Origin of the sequence: Nostoc sp., assembly GCF_036917775.1 — a bacterium.
In the GTDB taxonomy this organism is placed as follows: Bacteria; Cyanobacteriota; Cyanobacteriia; order Cyanobacteriales; family Nostocaceae; genus Nostoc.
The window spans coordinates 1-12422 of sequence record NZ_JBALEQ010000050.1; the positions used below are offsets into that span (position 1 = coordinate 1).

At 42.4% G+C, this 12422-nt stretch carries 14 protein-coding genes; 11 read left to right on the plus strand and 3 right to left on the minus strand.

Annotated features, from left to right (window positions below; translation table 11 throughout):
* The first annotated feature begins 217 nt into the window (after positions 1–217).
* The 8 genes from V7K69_RS07650 to V7K69_RS07685 all read left to right on the plus strand — a co-directional run bounded on the left by V7K69_RS07650 (position 218) and on the right by V7K69_RS07685 (position 5943).
* The gene (locus V7K69_RS07650; protein WP_229484153.1) at positions 218–502 is read left to right on the plus strand and encodes a type II toxin-antitoxin system ParD family antitoxin; all 285 of its coding nucleotides are present in this window, start codon (positions 218–220) and stop codon (positions 500–502) included.
* Positions 503–561: 59 nt separating this feature from the next.
* The gene (locus V7K69_RS07655; protein WP_335032935.1) at positions 562–807 is read left to right on the plus strand and encodes a type II toxin-antitoxin system RelE/ParE family toxin; all 246 of its coding nucleotides are present in this window, start codon (positions 562–564) and stop codon (positions 805–807) included.
* A gap of 279 nt (positions 808–1086) precedes the next feature.
* Positions 1087–1284, plus strand: coding sequence for a 50S ribosomal protein L35 (gene rpmI, locus V7K69_RS07660; protein ID WP_196524498.1), 198 nt, complete (start codon positions 1087–1089; stop codon positions 1282–1284).
* A 19-nt stretch (positions 1285–1303) separates the two neighbouring features.
* The gene (gene rplT / locus V7K69_RS07665; protein ID WP_114084645.1) at positions 1304–1660 is read left to right on the plus strand and encodes a 50S ribosomal protein L20; all 357 of its coding nucleotides are present in this window, start codon (positions 1304–1306) and stop codon (positions 1658–1660) included.
* Between the two features lie 12 nt (positions 1661–1672).
* The gene (locus V7K69_RS07670; protein WP_335032916.1) at positions 1673–2488 is read left to right on the plus strand and encodes a transporter substrate-binding domain-containing protein; all 816 of its coding nucleotides are present in this window, start codon (positions 1673–1675) and stop codon (positions 2486–2488) included.
* 94 nt (positions 2489–2582) lie between these two features.
* Positions 2583–3107, plus strand: coding sequence for a tetratricopeptide repeat protein (locus tag V7K69_RS07675; RefSeq protein WP_335032918.1), 525 nt, complete (start codon positions 2583–2585; stop codon positions 3105–3107).
* Between the two features lie 157 nt (positions 3108–3264).
* Positions 3265–5253 carry a primary-amine oxidase gene (locus V7K69_RS07680; RefSeq protein ID WP_335032920.1) on the plus strand — a complete coding sequence of 663 codons (1989 nt, stop codon included), beginning with the start codon at positions 3265–3267 and terminating at the stop codon, positions 5251–5253.
* 120 nt (positions 5254–5373) lie between these two features.
* The gene (locus V7K69_RS07685) at positions 5374–5943 is read left to right on the plus strand and encodes a peptidylprolyl isomerase (RefSeq protein WP_335032922.1); all 570 of its coding nucleotides are present in this window, start codon (positions 5374–5376) and stop codon (positions 5941–5943) included.
* Between the two features lie 226 nt (positions 5944–6169).
* On the opposite strand, the gene V7K69_RS07690 is transcribed toward V7K69_RS07685, so the two are convergent.
* A complete protein-coding gene (locus V7K69_RS07690; protein ID WP_335032924.1) occupies positions 6170–6703 on the minus strand; it encodes a GNAT family N-acetyltransferase in 534 nt (177 codons plus the stop codon).
* Between the two features lie 443 nt (positions 6704–7146).
* Here V7K69_RS07690 and bchB point away from each other — a divergent pair, with 443 nt between their 5' ends.
* Positions 7147–8673 (plus strand): ferredoxin:protochlorophyllide reductase (ATP-dependent) subunit B, encoded by a 1527-nt coding sequence (bchB, locus tag V7K69_RS07695; protein ID WP_334807269.1) that lies wholly within the window; start codon positions 7147–7149, stop codon positions 8671–8673.
* Between the two features lie 60 nt (positions 8674–8733).
* On the opposite strand, the gene V7K69_RS07700 is transcribed toward bchB, so the two are convergent.
* Both V7K69_RS07700 and V7K69_RS07705 read right to left on the minus strand, forming a co-directional pair.
* Entirely contained in the window at positions 8734–8883 is a 150-nt protein-coding gene (locus V7K69_RS07700) for a hypothetical protein (RefSeq protein ID WP_335032927.1), read from the minus strand.
* Positions 8880–10451, minus strand: a complete 1572-nt coding sequence (locus V7K69_RS07705; protein WP_335032929.1) for an adenosine deaminase — start codon at positions 10449–10451, stop codon at positions 8880–8882. Before V7K69_RS07705 ends, V7K69_RS07700 begins: the two co-directional genes overlap by 4 nt.
* A 325-nt stretch (positions 10452–10776) precedes the next feature.
* On the opposite strand from V7K69_RS07705, the gene V7K69_RS07710 reads away from it, so the two are divergent.
* Both V7K69_RS07710 and V7K69_RS07715 read left to right on the plus strand, forming a co-directional pair.
* Positions 10777–11766 carry an adenosine kinase gene (locus V7K69_RS07710; RefSeq protein ID WP_335032931.1) on the plus strand — a complete coding sequence of 330 codons (990 nt, stop codon included), beginning with the start codon at positions 10777–10779 and terminating at the stop codon, positions 11764–11766.
* A gap of 234 nt (positions 11767–12000) precedes the next feature.
* A complete protein-coding gene (locus tag V7K69_RS07715; RefSeq protein ID WP_335032933.1) occupies positions 12001–12324 on the plus strand; it encodes a YciI family protein in 324 nt (107 codons plus the stop codon).
* Positions 12325–12422: the final 98 nt, after the last annotated feature.

Consider the following 12422-nt stretch of genomic DNA (forward strand, 5'->3'; position numbering starts at 1 on the left):
TATCAACCTTTTCGCCTTTCTTTAAGTATTTTTATGTTTTGTTGAGAAAGATCCGGGTAATGGATAGCTTTTTAAGGGGGATTTAGGGGGATCAAAATATGTGCAACTTCACATCAAATTGGTATTAGAGGTTAGTTTTATCAATTACGAATTATTTTAGTCTTGCTCTAACCCCATGTCAGTTACGATATAGGGTAAATGGAATGAGGTAATAGTTGTGAATATATCTTTGACCCCAGAACTGGAGCAGTTGGTTAAGGATAAAGTTAGTAGTGGGAAATACCACTCAGTTAGTGAAGTGATGGGTGAAGCATTGAGATTGCTAGAAGAACGCGATCGCATTCGAGATCAGCGTCTAGCAGAATTGAAAGCTAAAATCCAAGTTGGTATCGAAGAACTCGAACGTGGTGAAGGAATTGATGGTGAAGAGGTATTTGCAGAAATAGAGGAAGACATTCGACGTGCTGAAGCTCAAATGCAACAAGCTGAGGCTGCTAAATAATGAGTAGGTGTATTTTAGCGCCTTCAGCTAGATTAGATTTGAAATAAATTAGCAGCTATATTGCCCGCTTTAATCCTGATGCGGCTCGAAGACTCAACAAAAAAATTTTACACCAGTGTAAACTGTTGGCTGATTTTCCTAATATGGGGCAAAGTTGCGATAATTTTGCCAGCGCTTTACGGAGTTTCCCTGTAGAAGATTATTTGATATTTTATCGTCCCATTGATGGCGGTGTTGAAGTTGCACGTATTGTCAGTGGTTATCGAGATTTAGAGACAGTTTTCTTAAGTGAGGATATCCCTTAAAATTGCATTTGATCTTAGCGTAGGCGTAGCCCGCCGTAGGCATCGCTGCAAAAAGCTCCGTAAAAGCCAAGGCGTATGGAATTGCGTGTGGCACACTGCTTGAATAAGGCTAAACAGGCAAAGTCTGTATCCGAGGACTAAGGGAAAATTCAAAGTTTTAAACCCGTCGTCGTGGGTTTTGATTGTGTAGACGTGGTTTATAACGGACTATCTAACTTAATTTCCATTACAACAATTTTATTAGTATAATAATGGATCGTGTCGAATTAAAGCTATACCATGCCTAAACTCAAGACTCGTAAAGCCGCAGCGAAGCGATTCCGTGCCACTGGCACCGGTAAAATCGTCCGTCGGAAAGCTGGCAAAAGCCACCTTTTAGAACACAAATCTTCCGACAAAAAACGTAGCATGTCCAAGAGCGCACTTGTACATGAACGCGATGAACTCAACGTGCGCTTAATGCTCCCATATTTGTAAGTCCTTCAGGAAATAAGTTATGACTCGGGTAAAACGCGGTAATGTAGCTCGCAAACGCCGCAATAAAATTCTCAAACTAGCCAAAGGTTTTCGCGGTTCTCACTCAACTCTGTTTAGAACTGCCAACCAACAAGTAATGAAGGCACTACGTAGTGCCTACCGCGATCGCAAAAAGAAAAAGCGCGATTTTCGTCGCCTCTGGATCACCCGCATCAACGCTGCTTCAAGACAACACGGCTTGAGCTATAGCCAATTGATCGGTAACTTGAAAAAAGCTGATATCCAACTAAATCGTAAGATGTTGGCACAATTGGCAGTTCTCGATCCAGCTAGCTTTGGCAAAGTTGCAGAACTAGCAGTTCAAGCTAAAGGATAAAGGTGGCAAGGGATGTATAACAGATGTAACAGATGGCAAGTAATTACTCGGTTACATCTGGTATTATCCGCCATTATTTTTTGGATTTTTTGCTTTTCCATAGTGGGGACAGGATTCACTGCATCTGCCGCCGAAATACTAGAAATTCAGCAGCGCGGCTATCTAACTGTTGCTGTGAAAGACAACTTGCATCCCTTGGGATTTAGAGATGCCAATGGTAATTTGCAAGGCTTAGAAATTGACTTGGCACAGCGATTAGCACTTGACTTAGTTGGGAAAGCAGATGCTGTCAAATTGCAACCTGTAGCGAATCGCGATCGCCTGTCTGTTGTCTTAGACAAGAAAGTTGATTTTGCGATCGCTAGGGTGACAGCAACCGAGTCACGCAGCCGGATAGTTAGTTTCAGTGTTCCCTACTATTTGGATGGCACTGTATTAGTTACAAAAGATGCCTCTGTGAATAAGTTGAGTGATTTGGCAAAACAAAAAATTGCCGTACTTAACAACTCCAGCACTATTGCTCAAGTGCGGTTCTATCTGCCAAACGCCGAGTTGGTAGGAGTAAATTCTTATGAAGAAGCGCGAGAGAAAATAGAAAGTGATACCGCCGTAGCCTTTGCCGCCGATGCTAGCGTTCTAAGCGGTTGGGTGCAACAATATCCTCAATATCGGCTACTGCCAACTAAGTTATCAACTGAACCCTTGTCTGTAGTTATGCCCAAGGGATTGCAGTACGATGAATTAAGACGAAATGTGAATCAAGCGATCGCTCGTTACTTAGAACAAGGTTGGCTCCAGCAACGTTCTCAATATTGGGGTTTACCGTAAATTTGTCATTAGTCATTAGCGAATAACAAATGACAAAGGACAAAAGATTGATAATAGATTACGAATCAACTTTATAATATTTGTATTTGCAGCAATGGATAACAGTCTAGCCGTTGTTTATCTCTCCATTTTGGTGGTTATACTCACAATTGCAGCCGTGAGTGTTTTTCGCCAGATTTTCAAAACTCGCAAGATTGAAGGCTCCTTTGCAAAATTGCGAAAGAAGTTAGAGAAAGAAAAGGGTACGACTCAAGAATATTATGAGTTAGCCAGTATCTATTCAGAAAAAAAACTATATTCCCAAGCGATCGCGCTGTTTCAAAAAGCTCTGAAAGCTGCCGAAGAAGAGGAAGAAGAAAATATTGCCCCTATTTACAACGGGCTGGGTTATATTTATTTTACCCAAGAGCAATATGACCTCGCAATTCGTCAGTATAAAGAAGCTCTGAAATCTAAACCAGACTACGTAACAGGGTTGAATAACCTCGGACACGCTTACGAGAAGAAAAAGTTAACTACTCAGGCGTTACAAAGTTACGAAGAAGCACTAAAGCTCGATCCAAATAACCCTATTGCGAAACGCCGTGCCGAATCTTTACGCCGTTTGGTTTCTGCGTAAATGAGAGAATGGGGCATGAGGCATGGAAAAAAACTTTATTAGTCCCCAATTACCCTAATCGCTAACAAATTAATTTGGCTTTAGCTCCTTAATTTATCGGGTTTCAAGCTTCGGCTTAGAAATAGATAACTATACGTCTTTTGTAAGAATCTAAAAGATGATTAAGCGGCTAAAGCGTTTTTTGTGGCTATCTATTGCTATTATTTCCATCATTTCTATCTCAATCGGATTCATGGAAACATTGACGGCTCAACAGCCTGCGATTTCCCATCCTCTCACTTCGCTAACAGAGGTAGAAATTAATACAGCTGTTTCGGTCATTCAAAAAGAAAAAACTTTGAGCGAAATGGCAGCTTTTCCACTGATTGCTTTACAAGAACCAGATAAAGAAGAAGTTCTAAAATTTACACCTGGTAAAGCTTTCGCAAGAAAAGCTTTTTTAGTAATTTATGAGCGATCGCAAAACAAAACTTATGAGGGAATTGTTGATTTAACAAACAAAACCTTAAGTTCCTGGAAAGAAATACCCTCTGTTCAACCTGCGATCGTCGCTTCAGAATATGAACTTGCAACTCAAGCTTTTAAATCAGACTCCCGATGGCAAACAGCGATGCGAAAGCGGGGAATTACAGACTTTAACCAAGTCAAAATCAGTTGTTGGGCTTCAGGAATCCTGAGTAAACAGGAAGAAACAGCAGGAAACCGTCTTTGTCGAGGTTTATTCTATTACAAGGGCGAAAGCGATCGCTGGAATTATTACGGCAGTCCAATTGAAGGAATATTGGGAACCGTCAATTTAAACACAGGTAAAATTTCTAGTTTCGTGGATAGGGGGATAGTTCCTTTTTCCAAGGAAAACTGGAACTACGATGTCAAATCTTTGGGTAAATTACTTTCACCACTTAAAGCATTAAAGATTCTGCAACCAAATGGTGCAAGTTTTCGGCTCAATGGCAATGAAGTTAACTGGCAAGGTTGGAAGTTCCGTTATCTCATGCAGCCCCGTAGTGGATTGGTGCTATACCAAGTGACATACAACGACGGCGAAAATATCCGACCAGTTTTATACCGCGCTAGCTTATCAGAGATGGTAGTGCCTTACGGCGATCCAAATCCCACTTGGTCATTCAGAAATGCCTTTGATGTTGGGGAATACAATTTTGGCTCCCTAGCAACCACGATGGAATTAGGTAAGGAAATTCCTGAAAACGGTCTTTTGGTCGATGCTGTGTTTGCTAATGGCGACGGAGAACCTTATGTCATGCCAGGAGTTATAGGCATATATGAGCGAAATAACGGTATGCTCTGGAAGCATTATGAATATGGCACTCAGCGTAATGATGTTCGTCGTAGTCGAGAATTAGTCATGACAATGACTGCCGCCATTGACAACTATGATTACAGCATGAATTGGATTTTTCATCAGGATGGGACTTTGGAAGTCCAAAATGAGTTAACAGGTATCGTACTGGCGCAGGGAACGGCTGCTCAAAAGCAATCTGAGGATGATTCCTATGGTCGGCTAATTGCTAAGAATATCTTTGGAGTAAATCACCAGCATTTTTTCAACTACCGCCTAGATTTTGATGTTGATGGACAGGCTAATTCTGTAATGGAAATGAACGTGAAAGCTTTGCCGATGGATGAGAAAAATCCATTAGGAAATGCGATCGCAGTTGCAGAAACCCCACTCACAAAAGAAACGGCTGCTGTGCGCGATTTGGATCTGAAAAGCAGTCGAGAATGGATGATTGCTAGTGCCGATAAGAAAAATCCACTAGGGGCTGCACCTGGATATATGCTGATGCCTGAAGGAAACTCCATGTTTCTCCCTGTGGAAGGCTCGAAAATCCGTCAACGGGCAGAATTTGCGACTCATCACGTCTGGGTAACAAAATATAAGCCTGCTGAACTCTATGCTGGCGGCGATTATCCCAACCAGACTCAACCAGGACAAGGTTTACCAAAATATATTGCAGACGATGAACCCTTGATGGGTGAAGATATCGTGCTGTGGTACACAATGGGCGTAACTCATATTCCGCGATCGGAAGATTGGCCTGTGATGCCTGTTCACCGAGTTGGCTTTAAGCTAGTCCCTAGAGGATTCTTTAGCCGGAATCCAGCGATAAATTTACCTGAGTAAAATATTTGTTGGCTCAAGTTTCCTGACTTCAGGTTTTTTGTCATGTCTAAAGGCGGTAACTTGAATGCTGATAAACTTATATAGGTCAAACACTGGCACTTGTTAAAAGTAGGATATCTAATGAACTTTCCAGAAATTAATATTCCCGGTAATGGCAAGCTGCACGCTCGTTTAATTACTTCCTTGGGTGAAATTGTAGTTCGTTTGGAAGAAGAGCGAACCCCCAACACCGTCAAAAATTTTGTTGGTCTAGCAACCGGAACAATCGACTGGAAAGACCCTAAAACTGGTGAATCTGGCAAAGGAACTCCAGCTTACGATGGGGTTCGCTTTCACCGGGTCATCCCTGATTTTATGATTCAGTGTGGCGATCCCCTGAGTCGTTATCAGGATATGGCTAACCGATGGGGTACTGGTGGCCCAGGATATCAATTTGAAGATGAGTTTCATCCTGAATTGAGACACACTGGTGCAGGTATCCTGTCGATGGCTAATGCTGGACGCGGTACAAATGGTTCGCAATGGTTCATTACAGAAGCACCAACACCTCACCTTGACAACAAACATAGCGTTTTTGGTGAAGTTGTCCAAGGTCTAGATGTAGTCAGCAAGATTGCTAATGTGCCTACGACTAGAGATCGTCCTAATCAAGAAGTGGTGTTACAAAAAGTAGAAATTTTTCGGCAGTAATTAACACCATTTCCCTAAAATTTATATGTCTCAAAATTTTAGGGAAATGGTATAATGTTTTAGATTTTGGGCGCAATTATTTGCAGATTATCTTTGCCCATCTGCCGTTGATTAACCAAGGGTTTTATACAGCATCATTAAGTTTGCAGCAGTAGTGTAATTATTATGAGCAATTGCTTCGCCGATGATTATTCTGTCGCTTGCGGTTGTAAGGGAACTGATAGTTTTAAGATTTCAAAATGTAAAGAGAATCATCAGACTGCCATTTTGTACGTGAGATAGCGTAATACACTACATTCTGACCGTAATGCCAAGCATTCTTTTCATACTTCATCCCTAACTTTTGAATCACACGTACTGAAGCAATGTTTTCTGGATCAGCGATCGCTACTATCTGATCTAGCTTCACTTCCCAAAATCCAAACTTGAGAGTTGCAAAAGAGGCTTCAGTTGCGATTCCCATATTCCAATAGGACTTGTCAAACACATAGCCAAGCTCAACTTCCGGCGTATTTTCCAGAAAATTAAGTCCACAACGCCCAATCATTTTGTCAGTTTCTTTGTGTATTACTGCCCACATCCCAAAGGTGTGTTGTTGCCACTGTTGGATATGTTTGCTTAAACTTAGCTGGGTTTGTTCCCTTGTTCTTGGCGACAGATACTTCATGACTTCTGTATCGCTGTAGAGGCGAAATAGGTCATCAAAGTCATTTAGATTGAAGTCCCTTAGTCGCAATCGCGCAGTTTCGATCTCAGGCATAATCACCCCAATTCAAATTTGCAAAATGTAAACAGAATCATCCGATCACCATTCTGAAAGAGCCAGAGCATAATACACTACATCTAAGTTATAAAACTGAGCATTTTTCTCGTATTTCAAGCCCTTCAAAGATGATTTAGCCCATCTTCATACAAAATTGGCATAACACACCACCCCAAATTGAAAGCAAATTTGCCGAAAAATTAAGATTTATTTTAAAAAACCAACAGTAATCTTGTTAAATTCAGAAGCTAGATTCTAATCAGGAACAAGGTTTGAGCGATGCCTATGCCTACATACCGCAGATAAAACCCTTACAACTCTTCACTTCATCAAGGATACAAGTTTTGAGACAATCAGAAACGATTTAATAATAATCAAGCACTTATAGTCCACTTTTATCGGACTCCGTGTTATTTCTGTTGAAAAGGGAGAACACAAACATGAAATTGGCTTACTGGATGTATGCAGGCCCAGCCCACATCGGCACTCTGCGAATCGCTAGTTCTTTTAAAAATGTTCATGCGATCATGCACGCCCCCATTGGCGATGACTACTTTAACGTCATGCGCTCCATGCTATCGCGGGAGAGGGATTTCACTCCAGTGACAACCAGTGTGGTTGACCGCAACGTTTTGGCGCGCGGTTCCCAAGAGAAGGTGGTAGATAACATCGTCCGCAAGGATGCCGAGGAACACCCAGATTTGATTGTGTTAACTCCCACTTGCACCTCCAGCATTTTGCAAGAAGACCTGCACAACTTTGTCGAACGGGCGCAGTTGGAAGCGAAAGGAGACGTGATGCTGGCGGATGTGAACCATTACCGCTACAACGAACTGCAAGCCGCCGATCGCACTTTGGATCAAATTGTCCAATACTACATTGAAAAAGCGCGGAAGCGGGGCGAATTACCAGAGGGCAAAACAGCAAAGCCCTCGGTGAACATTATCGGTACTACCACCCTTGGTTTCCACAACAATCACGACTCCACCGAACTGAAACGGCTGATGGCTGACTTGGGAATTGAGGTAAATACCTTAATTCCCGAAGGTGCTTCGGTGAATGACTTGAAAAAGATGTCCCAAGCCTGGTTTAACCTAGTGCCTTACCGTGAACTCGGTTTAACCACAGCGCGTTACCTGGAAGAACAATTTGGCACACCTTATATAGACATTACTCCAATGGGTGTAGTGGAAACTGCCCGTTGTATTCGCAAGATTCAGCAGGTAATTAACGCTCAAGGTGCAGAAGTTGACTACGAAAACTTCATCAATGAGCAAACCCTCCATGTATCTCAGGCTGCTTGGTTCTCCCGTTCCATTGACTGTCAAAACTTGACTGGCAAAAAAGCTGTGGTCTTTGGTGACAATACCCACGCCGCCGCCATTACCAAGATTCTGGCGCGAGAAATGGGGATTCATGTTGTTTGGGCTGGAACCTACTGCAAATATGATGCAGACTGGTTCCGCGAACAGGTGAGCGAGTATTGCGATGAAGTGCTAATTTCCGAAGATCATGGTGAAATTGGGGATGCGATCGCTCGTGTTGAACCCTCTGCCATTTTCGGCACCCAAATGGAACGCCACGTTGGTAAGCGTTTGGATATTCCCTGCGGCGTAATTGCAGCACCAATCCACGTCCAAAACTTCCCCATTGGTTACAAACCATTTATGGGTTACGAAGGTACAAATCAGATTACAGATTTGATCTACAATTCCTTCACTTTGGGAATGGAAGATCACCTATTAGAAATCTTCGGTGGTCACGATACCAAAGAAGTTATTACTAGAGGAATTTCTGCTGATTCTGATTTGAATTGGACAAAAGATGGTCAAGCAGAATTGAATAAGATTCCGGGATTTGTTCGCGGGAAAGTGAAGCGAAATACTGAAAAATTTGCTCGCGATCGCGGTTTCAAAGAAATCAACGCTGAGGTCTTGTACGCCGCCAAGGAAGCTGTCGGAGCCTAAGTTAACGGATTAGCAATTTTTAATAATAAAGGGCATATCTTAATGAATGCCTTTTATTATTTATTCTGACTTCAGCAGACGAATAAAGCCAGCTTGTTCAAAGTGGTGATCTGTGGTTAATGCCTCTTTAATGCCAAGCTGTTGCATGACTATAAAGATTATCCCCTCAGTGTGACGCTTTACGCCGTAGAAGCTGTGGAAGTCAATCAAAGCCAGTTTTGCAATGACTCAAACCGAGCAAATTCCGACTCTAGCTGCCATTGAGCCAGCGCGCGATCGCTCTTTTGCAAAAAAGCACTGCACCCTTGAGAAACAGAGGTTTCACCAGGGGTATCGCTTGCACAAGCTGAAACCATTGCCTTAAACTCAGGCGACTCCCAGAGACTATTTCCCGGAGCGAAACTATATTCTAAGCTGTTGCGAGCCAGTCGCTTGAGGTCTTTATATCCCAGCCTATATCTGGTTGCTGCTAACAGATACTCATGACTTAAATCAATGCGGGAAATGCCTTCATCATCAGAAGCAAGGGTCATTGGTACTCCAGCCTTCCAATACTCCATAAAAGGATGCTGATCTCCCTGGACATTTAAAATAACTTCATTACTGGTCAGGCAGATTTCGACTAACACGCCAAGTCGCCGCATTTGTTCCATTAACTGGAAGGGACGCTCCTCAAAAAGAATATCCACACCATGTCCAATGCGAGATGCCTGTGCCACTTCTACAGCTTGCCGAATATGAAAACGTAAATCCTCGGTGGTCACCAAACCCAGGGTTAATTCTCCAGCATGGAGGGCGCCTTTGACATTAGGATATTGGCGTTTGAGAAATTGCAGCATTTGCATTTGCAGGGTGTAGTCGCGCAGTGCAATCGGGTTATCTTCCGGGGCGACGAGATTGATGCCAACTACCCGCGAATCTGATGAATCTAGTGCAAAGGCATAAGCTAACTGAGCAAACACTTCAACGGGCGACTTTGTTCTTGTCGTTTGCTGCAAATAGCTCACTTTCACTGCACATCCAGGCTGTGCCGATGGAGTGCCGCAACCGAGTGTTTTCGAGACTTCGCTCTCCAATTGTGCAAGTTGCTGGCTGCCTAGTGTCACTTGCTCCATTAATCCTCGTTTGAGCAATTGACGGTACATCTCTTGCATATCTTTATTCCAACCAACTTCACGCCCTAGCTGTCGAACCTCGCTGCCCTGAACTGTAAGCATTAACTCTAGATAGGTAATATGCTGCGAAGCTGCCCGATTTGCCACTGACGCGACCATATCATCCCGACGGCTCGTAGAGTCTGATATTGTCCCAAAACCACTAAAAGCTTCAAAAAATTGGTCGTGTCCAGATTTTCCAGCAAATTGGAGGTTACGAGTAGACCAATGATTTATTAGGGAATCATAAACAGATGTTCGGTTTAACAATTCTGAGGCGGGAAAATAGCTACTGTCCTGACCGCAAGCTTTAGGTTCAACTAAAGCCCCCGCCTTTGGATTCACACAATACCCATCGCTGGCAGCCCACTCCAGATAGTGTTCTGCGTATACAGCCCCGCTTAGATGACTGTGGATATCTGCTCCCTTCGGCATTCGCTGTACAAATGCTCGTAAAGCGGCAGGCTGGGCGCGATGGGCTTCAAACCAACTAGCAGCTTCAGCTTCACTCCGAGTCGAGGAATGCTGCGAATTAGATGGGACTTGGGCTGCTACACTCAAGATCAAACAGCTAGAACTCGTTAATACTCCTAAAAACAAATATAAGGGCGCTCGTCTATACATATAGATTTATTTTTTTATCAAACATGACCATAATTATCTGCTGAAATTGCCGCATTATTGTAGCGTTTATCTGCGGTAATAAGCATTGAAACATCGATAAATGATTCTGAGGATTGATTAACCCAGAACCGACAAGTCCTGCTTGAAAATGAACAACCCGCTTTCGGAGATAATTTTCTTTGCAGAGATTAAACTGCTGTAGCCCAAAGACACTGAAAAATGCGGATCTACGAAATTATCGACAAGCAACTCATAGGGAGTTGTCTATCTGTTATTATCAGTTCTGTTCGAGTTAAACAGAAATTATTCTCGGAGATAAACAACAATGGGCAAGAAATATGATGTTTATGGTGTCGGTAATGCCTTAGTAGATATAGAATACGAAGTATCTCCAGAGTTACTACAAGAGTTAAAGATTGATAAAGGTGTAATGACACTCCTAGATGAAGATAGTCAAAATCATATTTTGGAAAATCTCAAAAATCTTCATTGCCATAAGAGTTGTGGAGGGTCAGCAGCAAACACAATGGTGGCAATTAGTCAACTAGGAGGAAAAGCTTTCTATTCCTGTAAAGTGGCTAATGATGAATTTGGAGACTTTTACATCAAAGATTTACTCAACTCTCAGGTAGATACCAACTTAAAAAATGGCGATCGCCAATCAGGAATTACAGGTAAATGTTTGGTGTTAGTAACTCCCGACGCAGATCGTACCATGAATACGTTTTTGGGAATTACTGGAGAATTTTCTACACAAGAATTAGTATCATCAGCACTTGCTGATTCAGAATATGTATATATCGAAGGATATTTAGTGACTTCTCCCACAGCAAAAGAGGCAGCTATAAAGGCTAGAGAAATAGCTGAAAAAGCGGGAGTCAAAACCACCATGTCCCTATCTGATTACAACATGGTGAAATTTTTTAAAGATGGTCTATTAGAAATCATTGGCTCTGGTTTAGACTTGATTTTTGCTAATGAAAGTGAAGCATTAGAACTAGCAGATACAGAAGATTTTCAAGTAGCTGTAGACAAACTAAAAACCCTGAGTAAGAAATTTGCCATTACTCGCGGTGCCAAGGGGTCAGTAGTATTTGATGGTCAGAAATTAATCGAAATCACTGCACCTCAAGTAAAAGCTGTAGATACAGTGGGAGCAGGAGATATGTATGCAGGAGCTTTCCTCTATGGAATTACCCAAGGTATGACCTATGAAGAAGCCGGAAAATTAGCATCGGCCGCAGCTTCTAAGATTGTTACATCCTATGGGCCAAGATTAAAAACTGAGGAATTAAAGGCATTAGTTACTGCTTAGAGGGTGTTTGAAAAGTTTTCAGGGGTCAAATTTTCTGCCAGTAGTATAGTATAAGCCTTCGCAACCAGCTAGGAAGTTGCACTCACCGGATCTAAAGCTTGTGTAAGTTGAAGTGTCCGTATTTGAGTGAGCTTGAGGAAAAATTATTAGGTTTTATTGAACTATTTAATGACACAGAAGTATTTCTTGGGTCATACAATCTGAACATCATCTCAAATCACCAACCAGAGCATTATGTCTAAACTTTTTGCCGTTGTGGTTGCAACCGTTCCAGAGTATTACGACTATAAATTGGCTCACCCAGAGCATGATCTTGATCAACTTGCTTGGTTTAATGAGCAACATGAGAAAGGAACACTACTGTGCTGTGGGCCGTTTTTTCCCCATGATGGAACTGGGCTTTGGGTAATCCAGGCAGAGAATCTTGAACAGGCTCAAGCTGTTGTAAACAGCAGTCCTCGTGTGCGAGATGGGATGCTGACGGACTCTGCTAGAGTTGTGGAGTGGGAAGTTCACATTGGACGCGATCATTTTTCATCTCGTTTTTACGGGCGTTGAACCTAGGGTGTTGACTTTGGGTGTTTTGAGGTGATATTTGTTCATACATAATACATGTCTCAAAATATCCCCAAAAAATTGGTGGTCAATGAAAGAAT